This is a genomic window from Pseudoalteromonas sp. GW168-MNA-CIBAN-0100, assembly GCF_040309225.1.
Classification (GTDB): domain Bacteria; phylum Pseudomonadota; class Gammaproteobacteria; order Enterobacterales; family Alteromonadaceae; genus Pseudoalteromonas; species Pseudoalteromonas arctica.
Map to the genome: position 1 here is coordinate 14,035 of NZ_JBEOOL010000023.1, position 26,481 is coordinate 40,515.

Here is a 26,481-nt window from a genome sequence, read left to right on the forward strand (position 1 = left end):
AAAAATTGCCCCAAGTTGGTTGCATCCAACTTGGGACATTAAAAGGAGTTTAAAAATGAAGTGCCCAAATTTAAGTGGATTGGAGTTTTCTAAAAAAAATCTAGAGTATTTAGATAAAGCTAGAGAACTTACTAGACATACAGATCAACTTACAAAAGCACTAAGCTTCGGTAGTCTAGCTGCAATTTTTGTAGGTAATGGGGCCTTGGTCGCACAATTTAACATATCTAATACAGATTTTGCTTTGATGGCTGAGTCGTTATCCTCAGTGTCAAAAATTAAAAGATATGAGCTACAAAAAATTTCATATAGTGCTTATAGAAATAGTAGTTCTTATAAAGAGCGAGAATTTTGGAAGGCAATGATAAATGGTTGTAAAAATGATTAGAATATTGTGTATGTTCAGCTTGTTTTTGGTTTGCATTGCAAACGCAGTGGCCAGTGATAATAAAGTTTTTTTTGCGAAGAAAAAGCTACAGCTAGCAACAGTCGCATTTGAAAAGCAGATGGATAAATGTTTTTCAAATGCGAATAAAGTAAGCAGTACTGAGTTACAAAATGATGGTATTAGCTTAGAGATGACAAAGACAGCTATTGATTATATGCATTATTCTGCGCTGAGTACTTGCATGAAAGTTCAGTACGAAAATTATTTAAAAGCAGGTTACTTTTACAAAACAGTTACATCAAGTAAGGATATTGGTGATATTGATAGCTTTGTTTCAAATACTTGGGTATCTGAATTAGACGCAGAGTATAAGTTTAAGCAATTACCTAAAAGTGTACAGCAACACTTCGAAAAGTTAGCTGTTTTGCAAACTCCATTTGACGCGATGTCGTTAATACTAGAGTTAGATAATCCGTCTTTGTAAAAATTGCCCCAAGTTGGTTGCATCCAACTTGGGACATATTCCCCAGTGGCATGAAGCAGAGGGCTTTTTGGGGGGCATAAATATTACTATTTATGCCAATGCCAACTAACAGGAAACACTTCATTCTAAAAGGAGAATAATGAAATGGCAATTCCAGCGTACATGTGGTTAAAGGATGACCAAGGTAATGACATCAAAGGTTCTGTAACTGTTGCAGAGCGTGAAGGTTCAATTGAGATCCTACACTTTGATCATGAACTTCGTATTCCTACGGATAACGATACAGGTGAACTTACAGGTACTCGTAAGCATGAACCTTTTGTAATTACAAAAGCTGTTGATGCGGCTACGCCGTACTTGTACAAAGCGTGTTCAAACGGTCAAACACTTAAGCAATTAGAGCTTAAATGGTACCGTATTGATGACACAGGGACTGAGCGTGAATATTTCTGCCACAAGTTGGAAGATGTAAAGATCACTTCGATCTCACCAACAATGCATAACGTTAAAGACTTAGACAAGGAGCGTTACCCGCACCTTGAAACAGTTTGTCTACGTTACAAACGCATTACTTGGACTTACTTAGATGGCAACATCGAGTTCTCTGACTCTTGGACTGAAGGTCGTTAATTAGTCAGTAATTTTGAAGGATATGCGCAAGCATATCCTTTTATTGAGATCTAAATATGGCGTTATTCGATTTTTTAACTCAACCAGTTACACGCAATGGTCATCATGGTTTTCAAACTGATGAGCAAGTCAGTGTGTGCAAGCATTTAAATGAGCTTTTAAATGCAAGAAGAGGAGTGCTGAAGCACTTGTCTGACTATGGTTTGCCCGATGTAGAAGATATTTACGAGGGGTTACCATACTCACAACACACGTTAGCGTTTGAGGTTAAAAAATTGATAGAAAAGTACGAACCACGCGTACGATATGCAAATGTAACACCTGTTGAAATTAAAGAAGATAATTGTGTAATAAGGCTAGATATTCAAGCTTTTTTAACGAGCGGGCAAAGTATCAAGTTAAATACCCGTTTTGAATCTGGCGGTAAAGCAGACGTTATACAACATGCAAAAAACACTAACTAATGTTATTTAAAGGATTGATGAATGCAGCAATATTTTGATGCACAAATGCGCTTGTTAACCCAAGCTGGTAAGCAGTTTGCTCAGTTTTATCCTGAGCATGCAGGAATGCTTAACATTGATGCATTAAAAGATAGAGACCCTCATATTGAGCGCTTATTAGAAGGCGTAGCGTATTTAACTGCCCATACTCAAAAGCGTTTAGATGAGTCAGTACCTGAAGTTTCAGAGCAAGTACTGCGTCAACTGTGTCCAATACTCCTAAGTTATTATCCTTCTAGTACTGTGGTGCAATTTAAGCCTAAATTGGCTATGCAAAAAACACACACTATTTTAAAAGGTTTACAGCTTAATCCGCCTAAAGCAAAGGCCGATAATAAAAAAATAATTTTTAGCACAACTCACGGTTTAGACGTTGTCCCATTAGATGTTGAGCATGTTCGATACCAAGAGTCGCACTTAGGTGCAGAGCTACGAATAGGGCTTAAGTTTGTATGCCAAGGTGAACGAAGTAATTTTGATTTATCTAAACTAAACTTTTATTTACGTGGCGATACACCATTATGCAGTGCTTTATTTCAATTATTAAAAACACCTAATAAACAAGCAGAACTTGATTTTGGTGCTAACCATTTTGAGTTCAACAAAAAGTTAAAAGCAAAAGGTTGCAGCGCTACTTATTTAGATATAGATGGCGCTTTACTGCCTAGTGCAGCTAAAAGCCATCCTGGATATGCACTATTACTTGATTATTTTAATGCAAAAGATAGGTTTTATTTTTTAACATTTGATGGTTTAAAAGACGAAGAGTTTCCTGAACATATTGACCGTTTTGAAATCGTATTTAGGGGTGATAATAAATTACCGCCGGGTCATCAGTTAAGTAAAGAGAACATTTTAATCAATTGCGTGCCAGCAGTTAATTTATTTAGCCAAGCTGCAGAGCCAATTAAAATAGAGCCAAACAGAACTGATTATATGATAAGTGCAGATCAGGCACGTTTTGACCACGTTTTTAGTTATACGGTAGATGCAGTTGCAGGTCGAAACTCTATAACCGGGCAATCGTATGATTACACTCCTCGTTATCAAAGCGTATTTGAAGACGAAAAAAAGCTATTTACTGTGCTCACAAAAGACGTAGGTGCAGCAGCCCCGACTCATTATTTACAGCTTCCTTTTAATTTAGAAGATGAAAAAGAAACTCTATCAGTTGATTTAACCTCTTTTAATGCCGGTTGGCCTCGTCAGCTTTTGCAAGAGGGAGACTTGAACGAAGGCGGAAAAGACATGCCGAGCATCGTTGAGGTTAAAAATGTTATACGGCCAACTAATTATTTAGCATGTCCAAGTCAGCCAAAACACTGGCAGCTTATTAGCTTATTAAATGTAAAGTTTTCACAAATTACGCAAGTTACAGAACTAAAAAGATTACTAGTGTTATTTGATTGGTCTAATAAAGCTGAGAATCGATTACGAATTGAAAGCATTTTAAAAATAACAGCAACGCCGATCAGCCAAATTAAACGCGGAATATTTATCAAAGGTGTTGATGTACTTATTGATATTGATGAAAGTAAATTTGTTGGTGATGCTGATTTATATCATTTTTGTAATGTATTACACGAATTCTTTTTAATGTATGCCCCTATAAATGAAAGCGTACAAACGCGTGTTAATGCAATTCCTAGTTATAAATCGTGGAGTTGGGATATTGAACCGGGTAAGAGTTATCAGCTATGAGTTACGCTGATAAAAATCATGCGCACCCAGTTTGGTCTAAGTTACCCGCGCCAATAGAACTACTTATTGAGCAGCCTTGGCGGTTTAACTTATTTAAAGCGATGAGCTTAATAGAAAAACATTGGGCCGCACCTCAAGAGCTAGAGCAAGGGATTAGTAACAGAGTTGTTTTTAAACCTTTTAAAGAGCTTGGTTTTCCGGCTACTGATGTACGCGAATGTGTATTAGAGAATGATGGCAGAGGAAGATTAAGCTTATCGACCTCTTTTTTAGGTTTGTATGGTGTGGATGCACCCATGCCACACTATGTATTAGAGCAAGCAGCAAGTGATGAGCAAAGCGGTGACCGCGTTCGTCAGTTTTTAGATATATTTAATCATGTACTTTATTGCCAACTTTTTCAGGCCTGGAAAAAGTCGCAAATTAATATAGCAGGCAGAGGCGCGAGCCAATTTGATGGGTTAGTTGAATCTATTTTACTGGGAAAAACTGATCAAAAAATTCAGTGTGGTATTGCAAGTTTAAAGCAAACTAGCGCTGCTGGCTTAGCGCAGCTTCTTAAACATAGTTTAAATATAGACACGCTAAAAGTTGACGACACACGAGCAAATTGGCAAAAAATAGATACACCAAGTTCAATCGGCGAAGAAAACCAAATGGTTTTAGGCAGCTCTGCAGTACTTGGTACGAAGGTATTAGTTAGCGGAAGTATTTTAACAATAGATATAGGTCCAGTTAATAGTGATACAGCCATGAGTTTAACGCCAAGAAGCGAAGAAGGTATAAAAATGGCTGCACTTCTGACTGCGCATTTACCAAGTAATGTAGAGTGGGTTTGCCAAATAAAAGTAGCTAATGAGGCTGTTGCCGAACAAGCTTTAGGTCAGCAACCGCTAGTACTTGGACATAATTCATATTTAGGGGCCGCAGCTGCAAATACAACAACACATAGCTACAGCCATCAACAGTATAAACACTAAGGAATTAAGGATAAAAAAATGGATGCTAAAGGCATAAAACAACTCATAGATAAATTAAATGGCCACACCGCAACAGCACTTGAATCAGCAGCTGGATTTGCGAGTAGTCGTAGTCATTTTGAAGTGCTTCCTGAGCATTTACTTATTAAGTTAATGGAAGAAGGAAGTAATGGTGACCTTGAGCACATTTTTCATTTCTTTAATATTAATCAAGACAAAGTATGGCATGAGCTATTAGACTTTTTAAATAGACAGCCTGCCGGTAATCAAAGTAAGCCTACATTTTCTCGTCGTTTATACGAATGGCTAGAGCGTGCATGGTTAAGTGCTAATGTTCAGCATAAAAGTGATTTTATAACAGGTGCTGCGCTTATTGATTCATTAACAGAGTTATTACCTTACAGCCCTGTACTTCAACTACCTGCTTTACTGGATAAAATAGATTCACGCTTTTTAGCTGAAAATTTAGATAAAATTTGTCAGCAATCTTCAGAGCGTTTAAACCCAGTAGCTAAATCAAAGTCTGCAAATCAAACAGATTCATCGCACGGTACAGCTGCGCTTGATGAGTACTGTGAAGATTTAACTGAAAAAGCAAAACAGGGTAAAATTGACCCGGTTCTCGGTCGTAATGACGAAATTCGTATGATGGTCGATGTGTTATGCCGTCGAAGAAAAAATAACCCTATTTTAGTGGGTGACCCAGGTGTAGGTAAAACAGCAGTCGTTGAAGGTTTTGCCCAGCGTATAATTGATGGCCAAGTACCAAGTGACCTGCAAGGCGTACGCTTATTGGTGCTTGATATGGGGTTATTGCAAGCAGGTGCCGGCGTTAAAGGTGAGTTTGAGCGCCGCTTAAAAACAGTAATAGACGAAGTTAAAAATTCAACAACGCCAATAATTATGTTTATCGATGAAGCGCACACTTTAATTGGTGCCGGTGGCGATGCGGGCATGAGTGATGCGGCAAATTTATTAAAGCCAGCATTAGCACGCGGAGAATTAAGAACCGTTGCGGCAACAACATGGAGCGAGTATAAAAAGTATTTTGAACGTGATGCCGCTCTAGAGCGCCGTTTTCAGCTTATTAAAGTGGATGAGCCAACAGAGCAAGCGGCTCAATTAATGCTTGCAGGCTTAAAAGATAAATATCAAGAGCATCATAATATTCAAATTACGGATGACGCTATAGAAGCTGCTGTCGTTTTATCGTCGCGCTATATAACAGGCCGCCAATTACCAGATAAAGCTATTGATGTATTAGACACCGCAGCGGCAAGAGTACGTATGTCGTTTGCTACAGACCCCGCTGCCATTGAGTCTGAGCGCGAGCACATTAATTATTTAGAAACCAGAATCAATAGCCTCAATGTAGAGCTAGGGCAAGGTTTAGTTGTTGATAAAGATAAGCTTACCCATTTAGTTGAAGAGCTGGTTATTGCACAAAATAAATTGGCGCAACTTACTCACTCGCGTGAATCTCAAATTTCGACTTTGAGTCAAATTAACGAGATAAAGCAGGCAACTGATCAAGAGCTTGATAGCGAATCATTGCTGACACTTCGCCAATCACTAAAAGAGCAAAATACACAAGACAACGGCTTATTTAGTGAAGTAGACGCCGATGCTGTTGCGCAAATTATTTCACAGTGGACCGGTGTGCCTGTAGGGGCAATGGTAAAAGATCAGATTAGTAATTTAATTAATCTTGAAGCCACAATTAGCCAAGAAGTTATAGGGCAGCAGGCTGGACTCGCTAAAATAGCGCAAACACTAAGAGTGAGTAAAGCCGGCGTAAGCAACGATGAAGGCCCGCTAGGCGTATTTTTACTAGCTGGTCCATCGGGCGTGGGTAAAACAGAAACCGCTCGCTGCTTAGCTAAACAATTATTTGGTGGTGATAAATTTTTAACCACTATTAACATGAGTGAATACCAAGAGTCGCACACCGTATCGCAACTTAAAGGTTCACCACCAGGGTACGTTGGCTATGGTGAAGGTGGTGTGTTAACCGAAGCGGTAAGACAGCGTCCATATTCAGTAATTTTACTTGATGAAGTTGAAAAAGCGCACAAAGATGTAATGAACATGTTTTACCAAGTGTTTGAGCGCGGCACCATGCGTGACGGTGAAGGACGTGAAATAGACTTTAAAAATACTGTAATTATCATGACATCTAATTTAGGCTCAGCAGAGTTAATCGATGCATGTACACCGCCTACAGTTATAGACCTAAGCCCTCAAGATGACGAGGAAGAACAGGTACAGCAAAGCGATCAAGAAGCAGCTATTAACGAAGCGCTAAATCCAACGCAAGCACCTATTAATGAAGACGGAACGCCTTGGAAAGTACCATCAATCGGTGCACTGACTGATTTAATTAAGCCGCAGTTACTTGCTTTTTTTGCGCCTGCTTTACTTGCCCGTATGCAAGTTATACCTTACTTAGCGCTTGATTCTGAAGCTCTACAGTCTATCGTCAGCTTGAAACTTGAAGCCATTGCCACACGTTTGCACGAAAACCACAAAATGCAGCTACGAGTAGATGCCAGTGTTTTAGAAAAGCTGACTACTCAGTGTACGCTTTCAGATAGTGGTGCACGTATGGTGAACGCGGTTATAGAGCAGCAAATACTTCCTGGTATCGCTAAATCAATTTTAGAGTTTATGGCAGAAGAAGACATGCCTGATATTTTAACGCTGGCCGTTGACGAACAAGACGAAATTACGGCGACATTTGCAGATAACGCTTAAATAAAAGGATGTAAAAATGGGATTCATGGACATATTTAACGAGCTCAAGGCCAATAAGAGTCACTTTAGTGTTGCTATACAGGGCATGCCTGACGGGATGGTCTATGTAACTGACTTTGAGTCTAGGGACGATCGTTTATGTGAAGACTATGAATTTAAAATCCAAGTATTGAGCCCTGAGCATCTAACATCTGAAATGCTAATAGGCAAAGATGTATCGTTATCACTAGTGTGGTCAATGTTAGATCGTACTATTTCAGGGTTAATTAGTGGTTTTATAGCGCATGGTCAAAGTCATCAGGGGTATCACTATACTTTGATCATGAGTTCTCATTTAACATTACTTAAGCATCAGCATTCTAACCGTGTATTTACTGCTATGGATGCAGGTAAAATTATTTCGAGTGTGTTTGAAAAAGCAGGTTTCCCTGCGCAAAAGTTAAATGTACAAGCAAGCTCAACCATGCTCGATATGACCGTGCAATACAACGAAACTGATTACGAATTTGTAACACGCTTAATGCGTAAGCACGGTTTTGTGTACAGCTTTGTAGAGCAAACTAGTGGTGAATGTACATTGTATATTTGCAATGATTCTAATGGTATAGCGCAAGAGTTTGATGAAATAAACCTAAGCTATGTACCGCCATCTGGGCAAGTAAGAACGAGTGAGTCAATTTTTGCTATAAGCAGGCAGGCCCAATTATTTCCGCAAAGTACACACTTAGATGATTACAACTACCAAGCTCCGGGTAATTTGCAAGTTTCAAAAAATAACAGTGCGTCAGTTATTGGTTTTGGTGAAGATAGTCATTACGGTGATAATTACGGGCAATCAAACGAAGGGCAAGACTTAGCAACTATCAGACAGCAAGCGTTTGATTGCCAACGTGAGCAAATAATAATAGACACAGACTGCAGGGCGCTTCGCCCTGGTATGCGTTTAAATATTTATGACCATCCAGAGCATGATGGTCAGTATTTAGTGACGCGTGTAGAGCACAAAGGTAGCCAAAGTGCTTCGGTTGAATACGGCTCTAATGTAAAGGGCTTAACGTATAAAAACCAAGCTTATTTAATTAGTGTTAACCAGCCTTATAAAGCTCCATTGCGCCCAGCGAGACGTGTGTTTGCAACGTTTAATGCATTAATTGAGCAAGAAATTGATGACAAAGGTAACTACGTAGTAAAACTACCGTTTAATCAAGATGGAGAAGGCCAAGAAAGCCGTCCTACACGTTTAATGCAACCTTACGGTGGCAGCGGGCACGGTATGCATTTTCCACTAACTCAAGGTACAGAAGTGCTCGTTTGTGGTGAAAATGGTGATTTAGATAGGCCTATAATTTTAGGCGCGCTTTATAATGAAAATGCACCAAATCCTGTTACAAGCGAAAACCCAACTGAAAACAAATTAGTAACTAAAGCTGGGCACAGCTTTGTAATGGATGACAAAAAAGGCGAAGAGAAGATAAGCCTTGCCAATAAAAACAATAAAAACCAATTAATACTCGATGCAACAAATGGTGCGCACCAGGCAATGTTAAAGTCTGTTGATGGTGATGTTAAAATTTCAGCGAAAGAAAACCTTCAGTTTGTTGCCGAGAACGACGCAAACTTTACAGTTGCTAATAACTTTACAACGCGAGTAGAGAATAACTTGCAAATTCAAACCCGCGAAGGAGATATTACCGTTAGCTCGGCTGCGGATTTAACCTTAAATTCAGCCGCAAATAGTCGTATTCAAGCGACTGACGGTAACTTAGAGCTCACAGCAAGTGATGAGTTTAAAATGCAAGCACAGCAAGACATTAGCGTTTACTCGGTAGACGGCAACCTTGAGTTACAAGCGCCACAAGGTGATTTAGAATTAAACAGTGGTAAAAATATTACTATAAAAGCAAATGGACAGGGGTCAATTCAGTTAAGTCAAGGTGGCGCAAGTATAGAAATTGATGCTGCGGGTAACCTTACAATTGACGCCACTAATATAACGTTAAGTGCCACTAATATAGCAATTAAAGGCAGTGCAATTAGTAATAACTAAGTTAAAGGAGTAATTTAATGAACGCTAAAGTTAAAAGTATATTTAATCACGATCAGCAACTTGCACCTGTAAGTAAAGTCGATGAATTTGGCCGAGTTAAAGGCGTTACAGTAAATAACGACGAACAGAGTGTTGTAGCACAAGCGGCGCACATAACACCATGCCAAGTGGGCGACACAGTACTACTTACCCACACTGCACAAGGCTTTATAGTAACAGGGCTACTTGCAAATGAAGATCAAGCGCCCGCTGCACTCATTAAAAATAGCCAAGGCCACATAACGATTGAGGCGCAGAAAAGTATTAGCCTTCAAACTGCTAAAGGGACTATAGAAGTATTTGCCGACGGGACCATAGTGCTCGAAGGGCGAGATATAACAGCCAATAGCGAGCAAGATCTTACCTTGGCTGGCTGGCCAATTAGGCTTAATTAATACTATGTTTGCTCAAGTCGCTAAGGTTAAGCAGCATCAGCAGCGCTTAAATACTTTATTAAAACACAAACAAAAGCTGCAAGCGCAAGGTGTTTACCCGCTTGCTCGACTAAATGTAATTGAAAGCCAATTACTAAATCATTTATACACACTCAGCGATTTAAAAAGTGATGCACCCACAGATTACTTTGCAGGTAAAAATTTAACACAAGTAAGCCATTTAACGCTTGATGAATTTATTACCCTTGCGATAGAGAGCCCTGAGCACTACAGTATCTACGCGCTATTGCTACAAAGTCTTAATTTAAAAAGTGAACTTAACAGCGCCGAAACTTTTTTAGCTTTAAAGTCGGACAAACATTTAAGTTATTACAGTGTATTACAGCACTTACTTGATTATTGGCAGTTAGATGATAATAAAGCACTGCGCAATAGTGTACTCAACGAAAAAGAAGAGCTTGATAGTAACGCGATTACTTTACTTTTTTCACAGCACTTGAGTGAAACAGAGCTAAATAGTGCCATGCTACATGCTAACTTTGATATTGCTTATGCAGCACTCGTGAATGCCTATTGTAATAAAACAAGTAACTTATCAGACATACTATTTAAAGTATTTGCCAAAACAAATGATGTCGACAAAAAAGCAAAATTACTTGCCCTAGCAGGGCTTACTAACGATCCGCGCTGGGATGAACCTTGCCTACTTTTTTGTAAAGCTAACCCCGGGCTTTGCCAACATGTACTAAGCCACTTTGTATATAAGCGTGCATTGCCTTTATTTATTAATTTAATGGCGCATGGGGTAACTCAAAAACCAGCTTACGCAGCATGGCTAATTATTACTAACAGAGCGCTTGCCCAAGCAAACAAAGTAACTGTAGTAGAATCAAATAACGAAAAAAACGTACACAGCGGCATAAACCTTGACGATGCAGAGCATGCAAGGCAAGCGTTTGCACTTGTCCCAGGGGATCAATTATTAAACGGCATTAGCTTTGTGTGCAGTAATGCAAAACAAAAATTAAAAATACTTGCAGGTGAAGTTGTGCAACGTGTTGTAGCACCACATTATCCTCTGCAAAAGGCCTGTGGTTTGTACCATGTATTACTGAGCGCCAAACAATGGCAAAGTGTGATAGCGGAGAGTCCAAGTGCTGAATAATTTTTCTCCTTGGCAGGCTAGTTTTTTTGATGGTTGGTTGAGTGACCGTACGCTGGCTAAAGTTGTCCTTGTAAAACAAAACTTTGAATTTGACGAAAAAGGCAATGTAACACCAAACGAGCCCGGACCCGATATTGTTGTAGCCGATGATTACGATGGCGACCCCGCATATACACCACTTAGAGAAGTAAACGAACAAGTCGCCTTTAAGCATGGATTTGAAGTGTATGGCGACTTTACAGCTTACCCGCCTAAAGCCAAACAAGCGCGAGTAATTGAAGTAGAGCTTGGCCTTCATGATAAAGCGCAGCCACTATTTAAAAAACGTTTACGTGTAACTGGCGCACGCTTTTGGAAGCGCTCTTTACTTGGGCCTGTTGCAACTGATCCGAATATTATTGAGCCTACACCCATTAATTACAGCAATGCTTTTGGTGGAAAAGATCTTAACGATGAGTCTAATTATCTGCTTGAAAATCCGATAGGGAGAGGATTTAAGCTTAAAAACAAACAAGCAAAAGGGCAGCAATTACCTTGCATTGAATACGCAAATCAACTACTTCGTAAACCGAGTCATACTACCTCAGTTGCAAGTTTTTCAGCTATACCATCACATTGGTCACCGCGTATCGAACTTATGCCCGACATTGATAAAAAAGCACTTATGGCAGGCAATTATCCGTTTAAAACAGTGCTTGATGAACATTTTAACAATATGGCACCTTTAGATCAGCGAGTAAAAAAAGAGTTTACACAAGGGTGGGCGTTTTCACTTTCAGGGTTATACCCGTTACAAGAATATGGGCAGCACCAACGAGTTGAACTTCCATTTGAAGAGCCTATTGTTCAGCTAGTTAACACATTAAACAGACATACAATTAACTTGCGCTGCGACACGTTGGTTATTGATTCTGACGCGCAAAGTTTTTCTTTGTTATGGCGCGGCTATATTGACGCAATACACGTAGGCGCAAATAGCCAGTTAGTTGTGGCAAAAAAGGAAACTAACAATGAAGTTTGATGTACTTTGCCATATAAATGCTACAGGGTGTACACCAAGTAGCTTGTATACCGCTGTTGCAAACCAAATGTTGTTTTCTAAACCGAGTAAAGCATTAATACGTTGCGATATAAGCTTAGATGCCCCCTACATAATGGTAGAAATAGAAGAGCTTGCTCAGCTTGATAGGCAAACCAAGTGCTTATTGTTATTAAGCCAGCTGCTCGAAAATATTGATATTACAACCCTTAGAAAAACATCCCGTATAAGTCAAATAGTGTTTGTATTACCACAGGACGAGTTAAACAACCCAGTAATAAGTGACGATACACTCAGTGAGCTTTTAGCTGAGGTGATTTCGCAGCAAGTCCCTGATTTTATACAAACTACAACGCTTGATTTAAAAAGCATAGCGCCCGATACACTTATAATTGCACTCGACTCTTGCGTTAGCTACCAATACGTAAGCCATCAAGCAAAAAATAACGTGGTGCAAGTGTTAAACGGCCCGCCAGGCATTATTAATGGTGAAGGTGGATGTGTATTACTTACCCATTTACAAGGCACCCTTAGTGCACACCTTTATAATGGCGAATTAAACGAACAGCTCAACCAAGCCGAGGCTTGTGTTAATGATACTTACCTATTTGCAGGAAAGGAGTCGTTAGCATGGCAAAAAAAATGGTTTGCTAATACACAAGCATTGTATAGCCCAGAAGACGAATTAATAGAGCTCGCCAACTTAAATAATACTATTGGCCATCAAGGCGTTGCAAACGATCCAGCGGGGTTTGTGCTTGCAAATAGCTATTTAAATAACCCACTAAATGAAGGGTTACAGCATGTATTTTTATTATTTAATTCACCTAACGAGCAATTAATAAAAATTTCAAGGAGTGAAAATTCATGACATACATTAATGCAGCCGCAGGTAAACAAACAGGCAGTGTTCAGTACGACATCGACGCGCTAACCGCCGATGTGCGCTCAGGTGGATCGTTAACATGGCGACACAACAACCCAACACTATTAGGGCTTAATAATAGTGCTCGAAGTAACGGCGCATTAGGTAAAGCCAGCAATGTCGCTATTTTTGAAGACCGAGCCAGTGGAGATGCGGCATTTTTAGCTGAAATAGGCCGCCCCAAATACCGCGATAAAACACTTGGCGAAATGGTTAATGTATTTATTCCAGACTATATAATTCCACCACCTCAATGGGATGATGAAAAAAACGAACCTATCTTGCCGTGGAATGAGTCTCAAACCAATATGGATGTTAATAAACCTATTACTAATGCCCAAGCATTTTTAGATTTAGTGTCGAGCCACTTAGGGTGGGAAGCTGGGAGTCAAGAGCAATTAACCAAAGATACGCAATCGCAAGCAGCGCAAGTAGCCACAGTATCAGGGCAAAATGTATTAATTAATGGCCGCACCGCAGTGCACCAAAGTAGCGGCGGCAAGCTAAGCACTATTGATATATGTTTAACTACGGTAGGCCCAAGTGTCATCCCAATCCCTTATCCAAATATGGCCGCAGCAAGTGATGTAGCCAGTGTGGCGGGGTCAGTCAAAATAAACGGTAACGGTGCTGCCAACATAAAAAGTAACTTTTCAAAAAGTAAAGGCGATAAACCCGGAGATAAAAGAGGCCTAATGAGTGGCACTAACGATGGTAAAGCTGAATTTATAATAGGCTCATTTAATGTACTCATTGAAGGGAAACCCGCTGTTCGCCAAGGTGACTTAATGATTTCAAACTCAAAAAACACCCCGCCTATGCCGCTAGCGCAATCAGGTGGCGCATCACCAAGGGGGTTGAGTGTAGAAATGAGGGATAGTTTGGCTGACCAGCAAGTCGGTAAAAAAATAGTCATAAAAATATCAGGATCAGAAAAGTTAGATGAAGATGGAGTGTCAATTGTATGAGTGATCTAAATGTAGCAGATAAAATTGATGAAAAAAATGCGCATAGAGAGCTTGTTTTTGAACGCCAATCAGATGGTGTAAAAAATGTATCATTAATGGTTAGAGATGAATCTGTAAATAGAAGCAGTAAAGGCTACTATAAAATCCCGTTATATCAGGTAGATGCTAAAGAGGAGAGTGATAATACAGCTGATATTGAGTTAGTTCATATATTCCCAATTAGATATGCCCACCCTGCAGATGAAATTGACGATCATACAACGAACTTAAGAGATGGCTTTTTATACATTTTTGTTGACGGTCATTTATGGCGTGAGCTTAAGGTAACGACCAAAGAAAGCGTTACGCGTTTCAATGATATTAACCTTGCTTGGCAGAAAGGCTCTCTTACTTGGAAAACAAATAAAGGTTTTCGTGAGGCGACTGGTGAAACACTTAAAACGATTATAGTACCGAACAAACTTAATGGAAGTAACTGCCAAGTACAAATTGCTTTTTCTGAAGTGCAGTGGTCGTGGAAACAAATTCAATTATTTGGAGGGTTTAATCCTGAAGACCCAAGGTTAAACTATGGAGAGCCTGTTAAGCCAGGTGAGAATAATGCTGATGCAATAGAGCTTCGAAACAACAGATTGTTTACGTTAGATAAGCTTGGTGATTTTGAGCAAGGCTATAATAGTAATCAGTTACCTCAGCATGTTGCACTCGATGTTGTAAATAAAGCTGGAGTCTATTGCCCCGTTATACCTGACGCAATAGGAAAAGTAAGACAAGCCGCTGCAGATATCACGCTTACTCGCTCAGTGATTAGTTCACTACCGATAGAGCAAGTAGCAAATGGACAAACGGTTTCGAGTGTTGATGAGCTCTCAAAAGAGCAGCGAGGTGAGCTTGAATTAGCATCGTTTGTTCAACAAACCTTTTTTGCTTTTCCGCAATCTGTGTCTGACAAATTAGCAACATATGGTGAAGACAGTGTCTCTGAGCAAGAACAAAAGATTGCTTCAGATTATAAAAAGTGGGTAGAAAATAAATTTGATAAAACAGCATTCAGAAAGTTTCTAGCAACAGAAAAAGTGCTTGTGCTTGGTGAGTATATCAATGAGCTAAGAGCCAATGTAAAAGACCTTATAGAGGATGAAGATACTGCTTCTAGCTTTTATCAATGTGCAAGAGACTATGCATACCACTCAGGTAACCGACGACTCGATATATATCAACTTATGTGTGACGTATTAGCCCCTTTGAAAGATTTAACGGCAGATTTGCTTCGCTCAAGTGTAGTGTATGACCAAGACGCGCAAAAGCTTAAGCAAATCGATAGTAATGATCTAGGGCAACATATAATCTTAAAAGTGTTAGGTACACACCCGGAGGATACCAGTGACCGTTCAAATTTATTGAAACTACATAAGTTACTATTCCCTGATGAAACCAGTAGTAAGCCTAATTTAACTGAATATAAGTGTTTTCGAGATGAAGAAGATCCTAAAAATGTTGATTTTTCTATTGATGAATTTAAGACTTTGGAGAAGCAAGATGATCAACTTGATGGTTATATAGAAGGCGATTTAACGCAGGTATTACGTAGGAGTAGCCAAGCTGTATGGGGCTTTTTTAATATTATTATGGAAGTACCATCTGCCACTTATTCTATGTCTCAAGGTGGCGGAACAATTAAAGATGTGTTTACTGCCCGTATGCAAAAACAATCTAGCTTACAGCGAGAAAGTAATAAACTTGAGCGGCAAACAAAGAATTTAGAAATACAGATAAAAAATAAACAAAGTGAAATTGAAAGTTCTGAAAAGACACGCAATGATCTCATTCAGGAAGCGCGTAACCAAGGTATAGATGGCGATGACATCACCGAGCAATTAAACAGGCAGCTTAAACAAAGAAACAAAGAACTAGAGCACTATAAAACACTGCTTAAACAAGCAAAAACAAAAAGTAGTGTAACACGTGCGCATTTATCGACGCTAAAAAGTGTGGGTTTAGACATGCTTAATAGTGAGGCACGTATTAAGTCAGTTGCGATGTCGTACAACCCCTATCAAAAAATAATGCATCTCGCGCATATGGTTTCTGATGGTTTACTCGTTGAGATTGACATTGATGTTAACGACTATTATCAAGGAAACTTACCTGACTCAGTAGTCCCGCTTAATTTTGACAGCCGTTCTAAGCGTGCCGAACAACGAATTTTAGAATTTAATAAAATAACCGAAGGTATTGATGAAGCACTGAGCCAAGGTAGTTACCCAGGCAATGGCGGAACGCGGCCCATTGTTAAACTTAAAGTTAACGATAAAGTGACGATACCTGCTCGATTAGACCTTATTACTAGCTTAGATGGTTCTTTGAATGAACTAGAGGCCATGGTTACTAAGCAATACTACGAATCAGACAGCGCCAAGAAGAAAGTGATGAAAAAAATGGTGGCGCTTGATAAAAATAAGCTAGCTGCATTGGAAGGAGTAGTGAAGAGGCTTGAAGATGGTTTAGAAGCGGTTGAAGGTGCTCAGCTCAAAACAAACTGGGATTTAACTGGATATAAAGATCATAATAAATCCCTCAAAAAGTACGCGAAAACAGCATTTGGTAAGCAGCAAACGGGCAAAGTTGGCTTAGCTAGCATTGGTGTTTTGCCGTTTGTTTCTGGGCTAGAAGCCATTAATTTTTATACCGTTATAACTGGTGATGGCGTCAGTTCTATGGATAAAGCATCTGCAGCATTAGATTTACTTGATGTTATGGTGAATATTGGTAAAGATTTGGTAGAGCGTCGTTATGGTATGCCAAGCTCCGGTCAGTTGATTTTATATGCTGACAATAAAGTGCCTGTTAGCGAGCTTAGTAAAAAAATACTTAGAGGAAGGCTCGGTGTTACTTTTGCAAAAGTAGCATTATTCTACACTGCAAACTTTTTTACATTTGTTGCCGGCGGTATAAGTACTTATATCGCTGTAAGGGATGCAGTGAATGAGTATAACAAAGGTAATATAGGCCTTGCGACAGCGAATTCGATTATGGCTCTGGGCTTTTTAAGTATGACTGCCGCATCTGGCATCGCAATTATCACCAAAGGGGCGTCAGCCTTGATAGCTGTATTTGGTATTGTAGGCTTAGTGATAGTTCTTATTGCGGCAGGGCTTATTTATTATTTTAGTGAATCAGAGGTTGAGGCATGGCTTCATGCATGCCCATGGGGGAAAGCTGCCTTTATTAATGATGGTTCTTCCAGTGTAAGAGCCGCTCAGTGGCTAAACCGCCCTGACTTAGCATTACTCGATGTCTATAATGCACTTTACAAGCCCTATACAAAACTGGTTGCAAGCAACTTAGCTAAAACTATTTCAATTGGTTTATCCACGCCGGTTGCTGCGGTAAAAGAAGGCGTCGATACAAAGCTCTATTGGCGAGTAGTTAATCCAACAAGTGCAAATATAATTGCACCCTATCGAGGTTATAATGTTGAAGCAGCTGAAAAATATGCAAAAATAATACAACTTAAAATGTCACGTTATACAAAACATAGAGAATTTAAACAAATTCCCCTTAGTTCCCCCATATTAGTCGATGCGATATGGATGCTTCAGCCTTCACGAACAGGGTGGCAAGCAGAAATAAATTATAATGCATTTTTGACTGAGTTCGGCTTGCAGCCAGGCGATAAAATAGAGCTCAAATTAGAAGCCACAGTATATCCGAATGGTAAAGGTCAACCGACTATTCAAGGTTTTAATAGTACCTATGGCTTACCAATTGAGTATTACAAAGCGGATGAAAAGCCTGGGTTACTGTCTTTTAATGATGACCGCAAGTACAGTCACCGCATTGGTCAAGTTATAAGTCAAGCACTAATTAATTTATAAGAAGTAGATCGTGTCAAGGAGTAACTATGAACATAGATGATAAAAACGCAGAGGAAGAAAGAATATTTAATGAGCTAGCTGAGCGCCTCATTGCTGAAGAGGAAGATGGTTTAACTCACGAAGAACGAGAAAAAATAAAAAGAGAAAACCGTATTAACGCAATTAAAGAGTGGTGCGTTGAAAACCCAAATCGGGACCCTACAAGAGCAAAAGACAAAACCATAAAGCAAATGGCTTTAGACGAAGAAGATGTAGTGCGCATAGAAGAATTTGGAAAAAATAACCCAGAGAAAATGGCAGAAATAAGTATAAGGTCTGAAAACAAAATTAAGTACCGTAGGGATAGACAAACCTACAAAGAGCGACTGCCAAGAGACTACTTACATAAAGACAGTTATGAAACGCGATTTAAAAGAGCCGAAGCACTCAATGGCTGCGGGTTTAAAACCCGTACTTTTAAAAGTAAGCGTTTTACTGATGAATACGCAGCAGAGCTCAAGTCGCCTAATCGTGGCTCAACGCTTGAGGGTCACTGGGTTCGCACCGATGGGCAACAACTTGCTATTTCATGGTTTGGAGGGTGGTCGAACTTATTTACTATTCTTGGCTTTGGTTGTACGAGCCTCGCATTACTCGTATTTGGTTTCCATATTCTTGCTCTTATCATGGACGGGTTTGAATATTTCTGGGTGATGGCTTCAATCTATGTGGTGCTCTTTGGTTTAGGAGTGTTTACGTTAAAACACCGGGCTATTTTATCGCACCGAGATAAGTTTTACTTCAATCGCCATACCGGGCTTGTAAAAACCCCTCATACTTTATTCAGAAAACCATTTTATTTACCTTACGAAGATATTGTTTGCTATGGTGCAAATGAGCGTAATGTCGGCTCAGCCCGTGGTGGTTCACGTGTATTTGTGTCACTCATGGTGCCGTTAAAATACCCTAAACATTATCGCTTCACCAAGCCTACTTTTTATGTGGGAGGTTTTAATCGTGAATGGGATTCGCTGCAATATGCCACAGCCATAACCTTTATGGATACGTCAATCCCACTTGGCACGCACTTATATCAATCGATAGAGCATTACTTCAAAATCGATAAAGATATAACGGAAAAACACGCCTTTCCTGAGGAGCTAAAACCTTATTTAGACCCGGATGACTGCCAAGTAAACAGACATGAAGTTTGGTGATGTAAAAACAACGCTGAGCATAAATAGTAGCTTTACTTTATTAAAACCAACCTTAAACAATAGAGCTTTTATTGTTTAAGGTATTTTAAAAGGATTTTTATGAATCGCTTTGCATTTAAAAATTTATCACTCGCAATGCTTATGAGTTTTTTTGTCGAGTTTTTGTTGAGTTATAATTCATTAAACTCAAGACCCATTTTAAGTTTTAATAGTACTACATACGATAATAATATATGCAGCGCAGTAGCTGGAGCATGTTCGAGTTTAGTACCTTGGGATTCGTTTTTTTTATTACCACTGGTAATGTCTGTAGTATTTTTTTTAGTATTAAAAACGGCTGATAAATTTAACCTATGTGTTTATTTTGTTTCGTCTAATTTTTTTATAGTTATCAATGGTGATTACCCTTATTTTTTTTATTACTTGATTGAGGGTGGAGTGATTTTGTCATTGTTATATTTTTTAAATTTAAAAAAGACAAAAGATAAAAAAGAAAAGAGTCAAAGTGAACGTTTTTTTAATTGTCGAAACTATTTAAATACATTAGATAAAACAGGCATGTTTACTGGGATGGCTGCTGAAAAAGAACTTTTATCATTCTTTTTGGTCAGTTTTTTAATCTTATTTTCTTTAATTATTATGATTTTGTTTCCTTTCTTAAGTCTTTATATTAAAGGTGAAATAGATTTTAATACACTGAGTTTCATATCAGCTTCTTTTATTAAAAGCGCTTTTTTAAATTCAAATATAACGTGGTTTATTTTAATTACATTACTTTCCCTTTTGTCATTGCTATACCGTAAAACATATGGAATTGATTTAGCTAAAACTAACAATGAGATCTAATTTAGAGGCAAAAACTAAAAAACTGTCTTAATTTTTTATAATAATTAAGTAAATAACAAGAATAGGGATAAGCTAAAAAGGGAATTCATGGACTATACATTTTATACTGCATTTGCCGAAAAAATCTCGCCCAGATTGTATCAAAACCGCATTTTACCTTATTTTAAATCAGAGCAGTTTGATAAGGATAAAAGTTTCTGGTTTGATTGTTTTGGTATAAATGTAGTTAGACGATACTTTGTTAATGAAAGGGCTAGAGCTGAAAGCTTTGAAAAATCAAGCCTAGCAGATAAATCTAAATATCTAGTTGTTGGACGGCGTTTGAATGCGAGGAAAAGGCTAGATATATTTTTTTATACTCTCCCGTTTATTATTTCTTTTTTAATGTTATTTATAGTTGTATTTGGCAGTGATGAGTTTTTTGGAATGCCGACTTGGCTAGGCTTAATAATATTTATGTTTTGGAATGCTATCGTATGCAACTTTAGTTCATTTTATTATTATAGACTTAGTTCAAAAAATGAGGATTTGGTTTATTTAGATAGGTTGAATAATACAATCAACTTTACAGAACAGACAAACAATGAGCCTCCTTTTAAAGATGAGTTTGCTAATGCTGCATTCCCCGTAGGTGAATTTTCACTCAACGTACGTTTTTTAACAAAAACTCAAGGAGTCGGTAAAATAGCAAGCCTAGTACTTATTCATGAAAATATTGATCAATACAATGACGTACCTTGGGTACATATTCATGCGTTAAGTGAATATCATGGCACCGTTGATGATGTAATTAAGCAATGGGCAAGGTATCAGCGTTATTTAGATTTAACTTTACCATTACCCGACTCGCCAGATTTGGAACTCTATAGAAAAAACGATCAATCTACTAGAGAGTTTGATATAAAAAATAAACGACCAGAGCGGTTTTGGTGTGACTTTTCATACGATCAACAAAGAGATATTGAAAGAGAGCTGATTAATAACCGGTTTTATGATGAGCAGTATAAATTATCCCAAAAAATGCTTGATATATACGATCTAGTTTGTCCTTGGCTTCAATTTACCGCTAAACAGCGGAATAAAAGAATGGATGTATCTGCTTTAATAGGGAATATATTGGTTTCAATACGGCAGTTATTGATAGGGGTATAGCTATGTGGATATTAATTATAACTGTTTTTTTGTTTGTTATTATTATTTTAGTCAATATTGGAAATGAAAATACTTTTAGAGAAAATTTAAAAAAACCATGCTTAATAAAAGTAAATAATACAGAGCTTGATATCTGTATTAATCAAAATCTTGTTAGAGAAGGGTTGAATTTTTTAATTATTAATTTAATGGATATCACTGAAGATAAAGAAGTTAGCTTTATTCTTACAAAAAATGAGTCGTTGCGACATGGTGATTCATATAGAGTTTGCAAATATGTGAATATTGAACCAATTGCTGAACTTGAGTCTGAGGTTACCCATATATCAGTCCTTAAAATACCAATAGGTGATCTGTTACCATCTCAAGGTGGAACAAGAAAAATTAACTTTAACATCAACTTTTATCGAGGCTACCCTGGCGAAAGTAAATCGCTATTTCTAACCGATATTAATTCAAGTTATATATATAACTATCACCTTGAATATAACTTTCAACGGCCGGGTTATGCCGATACTGATCCGGAGTTACTGAAGAGTATTAATGAAGAAGTAGCAGAGTATTTAGTTCTCTGCAGAAAAAAAACACACCCATTTTAGTTTTGCATTTACCAGATCAAATGAAAGTAGCGCATTCGTAAAACATAAATTATCAGTCTTAAATGCAAATTTAGTAACACAGTTTTCTTGTTTAGTAAGAGGACCTAGGTTTATTGTTAATTCGGAAACTCTTTCAAAGTGGTGCGCGGATTAAATGTCAGATAGGGCATAGATAATAAAGGAAATAGAATATGCTTGAGCAATATGCTGACACAGCTTACAGAGGTAAGCAAAACCCAAAATTCAGGAATGGAATAGCGACTGATGAGCGTGACTCTATGTATTGCCGTTACCAAAGTAAGCAAGCGTTATTTCCTAGAGGTGATGTGTTTGGGCACTGCTTTGATAACTCTCAAAGATTAGAATATAAATTGAATATAAGTGGTGCAGCAAACCAGCATCGAAGTATTCTTAGTCAAAATGAGAGCCGATTGGAATTACCTTTGGCTTCTAACCCTGTAAGTCTCATAGACACTTTAACTTTCGCTTGGGGGATATTCCACATATCAATACTGTTTCTTTTGCTAGCTTTTCCTATTACTAGTTTTTTGCTTGGAGATATTGCTGAAGCATTTGATAGTTACACTGTGTTGTTATCTGTTTGGTGTTTTTCAAAAATTTCAAACTGGGTAATATGGCCATATTTTAGATCTAATTTTAAATTAGCAGTTATTTTCGAACGTAAAACAGGTGTAGTTAAAGTACCCAAAAGCGATGCAAAGAGCTTTGCTTATTTAAGCTTTGAAGAATTTAATGCTCATTACAAAGCTACACATAATCCCAAAAGTGGATTTCCACATAGAGGGCTTACGCTTCTTCATTATAAAGAAGATCAGCGTTATGATGTTGCTTACAACAATGAGATAGCTTGCAGTTTTCAACATTGGGAATTATTACAAAACTTTATGGATGTTACTCAGCCATTAGCAGACATCCCACAATTTGAATATTACCGAGAGTTTGATAAAACCACTGCTGAATTTGATAAAGCCAATGGTCGCCCTAAGTACTTTTGGTATCGCGTTGATAAGTCATTTTTAAAGAAAATGAATCAAGCTGATGATGAGCTTAGAAAAGAATTTAATGATGAAGAGCAGCTTGATAACTTATTGGCGGGAAAACCTATTAAAAAGCTAACACCGCCAGATATTTTTAAATTTCCATGGAAATACACAGATAACATTAAGCCCGAGAGTGAAATTAAGTTTGGGAAAACCTTGTGGCAAAAATTCACTTCATTTTTGATGGTTGATTTGTAAACTGTGGAAAACATATTAAAAACAGCTTTCTATTTTCCATGAAGAACCAGGATTTCAAATCGGTTAACTAACAGTAGTTCTTTAACAATCATAAATAAACTAGACATAAATAAACTAGACATAAATAAACTAGACATCCATCCTAAATTTGCGCTTTTTTAATTTAGTGACTAAATTTTAGCAAGTACAATAAATAGGCAGGTGGCTTGTGGCTATTGCAAGAAAGCGTCAAGTAAGTTTGGTTGATACGAAATATTATCATTGTATTTCACGGTGTGTTCGACGTGCCTTTCTGTGTGGTGAAGACCACTTTACAGGTAAGTCTTACGAACATCGACGAGGCTGGGTTGAAGATAAGCTACTTGAATTAGCGAAGGTATTTTGTATTGATGTGTGTGCTTATGCCGTAATGAGTAATCATACACATTTAGTACTGTATGTTGATGATAAAAAAGCCAATAGACTGAATGACAAAGCCATTGTTATTCGTTGGCATAAGCTTTATAAAGGTACATTGATTACACAAAAATACATCCAGGGCGAAAAGCTAAGCAAAATAGAACTCATATTTTTTAATCAAACAGTACAGCAATACCGAGAAAGGTTATCCAGCATAAGTTGGTTTATGCGGTTATTAAATGAAAGCATTGCTCGCAGAGCAAATAAAGAAGATAACTGTACAGGTAGATTTTGGGAAGGACGTTTTACGTCACAAGCATTACTAGATGAAGCATCCCTTGCCGCCTGTATGGCGTATGTCGATTTAAACCCAATTAGAGCTAAAATGGCTAACACTCCAGAAGAGTCAGACCATACCAGCGTTCAAAAGCGACTAACATACGCAAAAGAGGGTAAACAACCAAAAAAACTGCTCCGCTTTGCAGGCATGTCACGTCAAATCATGCCAAAAGGACTCCCGTTTGAGCTTAAATCGTACCTTGAACTTGTTGAATTAACAGGACGTTGTATACGAGAAGATAAGCGAGGGTATATTGAAAGTACACATTTGCCTTTACTAGAAAGAGTGAATATATCGCCAGAAAACTGGTTAAAACTCACAACCCAATTTACACGTGTATTTCATGGTGCAGTTGGGAGACCATCCTCACAAGCCGGTTACTGTGAAAATTTAAACAGAAAACGGCGAGCGAACATCAGTAACTGCCAAAAACTACTCGCATAAACTTAAACTGCTCAGTCAAACTATTTAATAATAAATCACAACTGCATCATGCAGTTATTTTCGTGCATGTAATTTAGGTTTAACAGCGGTAATGTTTTATTTAATGAATTAAATAAAAGAAATAGATAAGGAAAGGTAAGTTTTTAACCTAAAAAGTAGATTTTATGGCACAGTTTAGCTTGAACAATTAGAGTGGCTGTCTAGTTTAATTAGAGTGGCTGTCTAGTTTAATTATCTTTTTAGACCCTGATGACTGCCAAGTAAACAGACATAAAGTATGGTGATGTAAAAAACAGCGGTTAGTGTGAATCGCTGTTTTGCCTTATGCACAAATCAACTTTAAAAACACAATTAGAGTGGCTGTCTAGTTTAATTATAGCAGTTATGTTGCTTATGGTGATTATGAAAAAGAGTTTAAAAAAGGCGATCTTTATGAAGGAGCTAAGCATTTAGCATTAATAGGGGGAACTTTAGCAGCAGTTGGTACTGTTTGGGAAACCTTTGGTAAACAGACAAATATAAAAAAAATTATAACAGGGTCTAACAATACACGTTTATTAGGGTTTGCAGCTGAATTAAGTATTTTGAGAAGCTTTTCTGGTGCAATGGGTTCTTTAATGGGGTTAATACAATTATACGACGGAATACAATTGATAAGTAAAACAGATACAGATGCAGGTGTTGCTATGTTTGCAGCCGCCGGCTTCAGTATAGGATTAGGGATACACACAATTTACTTTGCCACGTTAGGTCCTTGGGGCTGGGCGTTATTTATAGGTTCAATTGCCTTTTATCTATTATCAGTATGGTTAACGGATAGTAAGCTGGAAATATGGGCAAAGTTTGGTCCGTTTGCCAAAAATAAGCGAGGTGTATTTGCTGGTGAAGAGGGGGCCATTTACAATACTTTCTCAGATCCAAACCAATATTTTAAATATATCCAAAGCGTATTGTTTTCGCCTAAAGTGACTATTAATGAACCTAGCTTCTTTCAATCCACATCATATTATACAGTGAAAGTTGAATTGCCAATGTTCATAGTGGGTAAATCTGAGTTGCTTTTAGATGTAAAATACTCATGGCGGCATCCAACAACGTTGAATGTTTATAAAAAAGCGACTTGGGTTGAAGGCACTAAAGAGTATTTAGCTGAATTTGATAAAAATAGCCTGAGCTTAAATACAGCCACCTATGAGTTTGAAGTTGAATCACCGAACATTAGTGTGTTTGATGTTGAAATAACATCAACACTTATATACAACGAAGATTTAACCTTACCTGTAGATTTTGATGCGTTTGAAAAGCCAATTGAAAATGCCTCACTTGAATTAGCAATTGCATAAGGAAAGTAATGCAAAATAATGACTACCTAGCCGTTGATATCATGCCTAAAAAAACGCGATTTAATCGTTTTTTTTACCCTCATAAAATCAAAGAACGATATAAAAAGTTTAAAGGCTTGTGCTATTTGTATAATTGGATAGATACTGACATGCATTTAGTTGAAACCCAACCGCAAAGATATCGGTCTTTTAAGTGTGGCAACGATCCTATAAAAACGCTCTTCTTTGGACCAATGGCAATCGGGTTTACTTTAAGTTTGCTATTTGTCATTTCTTGTGTTGTTGCTACCTACTCGGACGAACCTTATCAATGGTGGGTACCGTTACTTACATTTAGTTGGAATTTATTTTTCTTGAATGTATTACCAGTTACATTTAGGTTTACATCTAAAAAAATAATATACTTTGATAGATTAAAGCAGACAGTGGGTTTTACTTTCAATATACCAGACTGTGAACAGCGTGATGAATTAGGTAATTGCTGCTTTAGTTGGGATGAAATAGTTTGTCGACTTAATATTGCATCTACGCGTCCGGGAGTTTTAAGTTACTTCCCGAGTATTAGCCATATTGATTTAGAAAAGTATCCAAAGACTAAAATGCTAGGTACGGTGGCGGATAATGGAGAAACACCAGCATATTGTTACCTGTATTGGGAAAGTAATGTACGTTTCATGGATTTAACTAAACCTTTACCTGATGTACCTGAATATGAAGAACACCGGCATTTAGACCCACGGACAGCTGAGTTTGATATTCAAAATAATAGACCTGTAGGTTTTTGGCTCGACTTTTCATTTTCGCAACAACAAGAAATTTGGCGAAAATTAAAAGATGAAGCTTATGATTTTGATTGGCTGAAGGGAAAGCCTAACGAAGAAATAACCAAACCTTGGCTGCATTTTAAAGGTGAGGCTGAGCGTATCGAAAAACTGACATGGAAATACAAAGCAAAGCGTTTAGCGCTACAGCTGTTTATGGGAATACCTTAAGCGTTTATAAAAGGC

At 37.9% G+C, this 26,481-nt stretch carries 22 protein-coding genes; all 22 read left to right on the forward strand.

The window, feature by feature from the left end; translation table 11 throughout:
* Nucleotides 1–55 precede the first annotated feature (55 nt).
* Nucleotides 56–388, forward strand: a complete 333-nt coding sequence (locus AAEY62_RS14315) for a hypothetical protein (RefSeq protein ID WP_024592020.1) — start codon at nt 56–58, stop codon at nt 386–388.
* Nucleotides 369–872 carry a hypothetical protein gene (locus AAEY62_RS14320; RefSeq protein WP_024592019.1) on the forward strand — a complete coding sequence of 168 codons (504 nt, stop codon included), beginning with the start codon at nt 369–371 and terminating at the stop codon, nt 870–872. The genes AAEY62_RS14315 and AAEY62_RS14320 overlap by 20 nt, the downstream gene beginning before the upstream one ends.
* Before the next feature lie 144 nt (nt 873–1,016).
* Entirely contained in the window at nt 1,017–1,502 is a 486-nt protein-coding gene (locus AAEY62_RS14325; protein ID WP_007584479.1) for an Hcp family type VI secretion system effector, read from the forward strand.
* A gap of 56 nt (nt 1,503–1,558) precedes the next feature.
* On the forward strand, nt 1,559–1,966 hold the full coding sequence (gene tssE / locus AAEY62_RS14330) for a type VI secretion system baseplate subunit TssE (RefSeq protein WP_007584478.1): 408 nt from the start codon (nt 1,559–1,561) through the stop codon (nt 1,964–1,966).
* 21 nt (nt 1,967–1,987) lie between these two features.
* Nucleotides 1,988–3,706 carry a type VI secretion system baseplate subunit TssF gene (gene tssF / locus AAEY62_RS14335; RefSeq protein ID WP_024592018.1) on the forward strand — a complete coding sequence of 573 codons (1,719 nt, stop codon included), beginning with the start codon at nt 1,988–1,990 and terminating at the stop codon, nt 3,704–3,706.
* Complete coding sequence (gene tssG, locus AAEY62_RS14340; RefSeq protein ID WP_007584475.1) at nt 3,703–4,686, forward strand: type VI secretion system baseplate subunit TssG; 984 nt, start codon at nt 3,703–3,705, stop codon at nt 4,684–4,686. Before tssF ends, tssG begins: the two co-directional genes overlap by 4 nt.
* An 18-nt stretch (nt 4,687–4,704) precedes the next feature.
* Entirely contained in the window at nt 4,705–7,440 is a 2,736-nt protein-coding gene (tssH, locus tag AAEY62_RS14345) for a type VI secretion system ATPase TssH (protein WP_007584473.1), read from the forward strand.
* A gap of 25 nt (nt 7,441–7,465) precedes the next feature.
* Nucleotides 7,466–9,487, forward strand: coding sequence for a type VI secretion system Vgr family protein (locus AAEY62_RS14350; protein WP_024592016.1), 2,022 nt, complete (start codon nt 7,466–7,468; stop codon nt 9,485–9,487).
* Between the two features lie 17 nt (nt 9,488–9,504).
* Nucleotides 9,505–9,921, forward strand: coding sequence for a hypothetical protein (locus tag AAEY62_RS14355; RefSeq protein WP_024592015.1), 417 nt, complete (start codon nt 9,505–9,507; stop codon nt 9,919–9,921).
* Between the two features lie 4 nt (nt 9,922–9,925).
* Nucleotides 9,926–11,086 carry a hypothetical protein gene (locus tag AAEY62_RS14360; protein ID WP_024592014.1) on the forward strand — a complete coding sequence of 387 codons (1,161 nt, stop codon included), beginning with the start codon at nt 9,926–9,928 and terminating at the stop codon, nt 11,084–11,086.
* On the forward strand, nt 11,076–12,107 hold the full coding sequence (locus AAEY62_RS14365) for a DUF2169 family type VI secretion system accessory protein (RefSeq protein WP_169061371.1): 1,032 nt from the start codon (nt 11,076–11,078) through the stop codon (nt 12,105–12,107). The genes AAEY62_RS14360 and AAEY62_RS14365 overlap by 11 nt, the downstream gene beginning before the upstream one ends.
* Nucleotides 12,097–12,996, forward strand: coding sequence for a hypothetical protein (locus tag AAEY62_RS14370; RefSeq protein ID WP_024592012.1), 900 nt, complete (start codon nt 12,097–12,099; stop codon nt 12,994–12,996). Before AAEY62_RS14365 ends, AAEY62_RS14370 begins: the two co-directional genes overlap by 11 nt.
* A complete protein-coding gene (locus AAEY62_RS14375; protein WP_197237220.1) occupies nt 12,993–14,018 on the forward strand; it encodes a DUF4150 domain-containing protein in 1,026 nt (341 codons plus the stop codon). The genes AAEY62_RS14370 and AAEY62_RS14375 overlap by 4 nt, the downstream gene beginning before the upstream one ends.
* Entirely contained in the window at nt 14,015–17,896 is a 3,882-nt protein-coding gene (locus AAEY62_RS14380; RefSeq protein ID WP_024592010.1) for a toxin VasX, read from the forward strand. The genes AAEY62_RS14375 and AAEY62_RS14380 overlap by 4 nt, the downstream gene beginning before the upstream one ends.
* 26 nt (nt 17,897–17,922) lie before the next feature.
* Complete coding sequence (locus tag AAEY62_RS14385) at nt 17,923–19,092, forward strand: hypothetical protein (RefSeq protein ID WP_024592009.1); 1,170 nt, start codon at nt 17,923–17,925, stop codon at nt 19,090–19,092.
* A gap of 99 nt (nt 19,093–19,191) precedes the next feature.
* Entirely contained in the window at nt 19,192–19,938 is a 747-nt protein-coding gene (locus tag AAEY62_RS14390) for a hypothetical protein (RefSeq protein WP_024592008.1), read from the forward strand.
* An 87-nt stretch (nt 19,939–20,025) separates the two neighbouring features.
* Nucleotides 20,026–21,090 carry a hypothetical protein gene (locus tag AAEY62_RS14395; RefSeq protein ID WP_024592007.1) on the forward strand — a complete coding sequence of 355 codons (1,065 nt, stop codon included), beginning with the start codon at nt 20,026–20,028 and terminating at the stop codon, nt 21,088–21,090.
* A 2-nt stretch (nt 21,091–21,092) separates the two neighbouring features.
* The gene (locus AAEY62_RS14400; protein WP_024592006.1) at nt 21,093–21,689 is read left to right on the forward strand and encodes a hypothetical protein; all 597 of its coding nucleotides are present in this window, start codon (nt 21,093–21,095) and stop codon (nt 21,687–21,689) included.
* 191 nt (nt 21,690–21,880) lie between these two features.
* Nucleotides 21,881–22,948, forward strand: a complete 1,068-nt coding sequence (locus tag AAEY62_RS14405; RefSeq protein WP_024592005.1) for a hypothetical protein — start codon at nt 21,881–21,883, stop codon at nt 22,946–22,948.
* 208 nt (nt 22,949–23,156) lie between these two features.
* Nucleotides 23,157–24,131: a transposase gene (locus tag AAEY62_RS14410; protein ID WP_350635183.1), complete on the forward strand. Its 975-nt coding sequence runs from the start codon at nt 23,157–23,159 to the stop codon at nt 24,129–24,131.
* Nucleotides 24,132–24,748: 617 nt separating this feature from the next.
* Nucleotides 24,749–25,474 carry a hypothetical protein gene (locus tag AAEY62_RS14415; protein WP_350635185.1) on the forward strand — a complete coding sequence of 242 codons (726 nt, stop codon included), beginning with the start codon at nt 24,749–24,751 and terminating at the stop codon, nt 25,472–25,474.
* Nucleotides 25,475–25,482: 8 nt separating this feature from the next.
* The gene (locus AAEY62_RS14420) at nt 25,483–26,466 is read left to right on the forward strand and encodes a hypothetical protein (protein ID WP_350635187.1); all 984 of its coding nucleotides are present in this window, start codon (nt 25,483–25,485) and stop codon (nt 26,464–26,466) included.
* Nucleotides 26,467–26,481: the final 15 nt, after the last annotated feature.

Excerpts from the sequence above, each read along its gene's own strand:
- AAEY62_RS14315 (WP_024592020.1), top strand. The coding sequence starts at position 56 with ATGAAGTGCCCAAATTTAAGTGGATTGGAGTTTTCTAAAAAAAATCTA.
- AAEY62_RS14320 (WP_024592019.1), top strand. The coding sequence starts at position 369 with ATGGTTGTAAAAATGATTAGAATATTGTGTATGTTCAGCTTGTTTTTG.
- AAEY62_RS14325 (WP_007584479.1), top strand. The coding sequence starts at position 1,017 with ATGGCAATTCCAGCGTACATGTGGTTAAAGGATGACCAAGGTAATGAC.
- tssE (WP_007584478.1), top strand. The coding sequence starts at position 1,559 with ATGGCGTTATTCGATTTTTTAACTCAACCAGTTACACGCAATGGTCAT.
- tssF (WP_024592018.1), top strand. The coding sequence starts at position 1,988 with ATGCAGCAATATTTTGATGCACAAATGCGCTTGTTAACCCAAGCTGGT.
- tssG (WP_007584475.1), top strand. The coding sequence starts at position 3,703 with ATGAGTTACGCTGATAAAAATCATGCGCACCCAGTTTGGTCTAAGTTA.
- tssH (WP_007584473.1), top strand. The coding sequence starts at position 4,705 with ATGGATGCTAAAGGCATAAAACAACTCATAGATAAATTAAATGGCCAC.
- AAEY62_RS14350 (WP_024592016.1), top strand. The coding sequence starts at position 7,466 with ATGGACATATTTAACGAGCTCAAGGCCAATAAGAGTCACTTTAGTGTT.
- AAEY62_RS14355 (WP_024592015.1), top strand. The coding sequence starts at position 9,505 with ATGAACGCTAAAGTTAAAAGTATATTTAATCACGATCAGCAACTTGCA.
- AAEY62_RS14360 (WP_024592014.1), top strand. The coding sequence starts at position 9,926 with ATGTTTGCTCAAGTCGCTAAGGTTAAGCAGCATCAGCAGCGCTTAAAT.
- AAEY62_RS14370 (WP_024592012.1), top strand. The coding sequence starts at position 12,097 with ATGAAGTTTGATGTACTTTGCCATATAAATGCTACAGGGTGTACACCA.
- AAEY62_RS14375 (WP_197237220.1), top strand. The coding sequence starts at position 12,993 with ATGACATACATTAATGCAGCCGCAGGTAAACAAACAGGCAGTGTTCAG.
- AAEY62_RS14380 (WP_024592010.1), top strand. The coding sequence starts at position 14,015 with ATGAGTGATCTAAATGTAGCAGATAAAATTGATGAAAAAAATGCGCAT.
- AAEY62_RS14385 (WP_024592009.1), top strand. The coding sequence starts at position 17,923 with ATGAACATAGATGATAAAAACGCAGAGGAAGAAAGAATATTTAATGAG.
- AAEY62_RS14390 (WP_024592008.1), top strand. The coding sequence starts at position 19,192 with ATGAATCGCTTTGCATTTAAAAATTTATCACTCGCAATGCTTATGAGT.
- AAEY62_RS14395 (WP_024592007.1), top strand. The coding sequence starts at position 20,026 with ATGGACTATACATTTTATACTGCATTTGCCGAAAAAATCTCGCCCAGA.
- AAEY62_RS14400 (WP_024592006.1), top strand. The coding sequence starts at position 21,093 with ATGTGGATATTAATTATAACTGTTTTTTTGTTTGTTATTATTATTTTA.
- AAEY62_RS14405 (WP_024592005.1), top strand. The coding sequence starts at position 21,881 with ATGCTTGAGCAATATGCTGACACAGCTTACAGAGGTAAGCAAAACCCA.
- AAEY62_RS14415 (WP_350635185.1), top strand. The coding sequence starts at position 24,749 with ATGGGGTTAATACAATTATACGACGGAATACAATTGATAAGTAAAACA.
- AAEY62_RS14420 (WP_350635187.1), top strand. The coding sequence starts at position 25,483 with ATGCAAAATAATGACTACCTAGCCGTTGATATCATGCCTAAAAAAACG.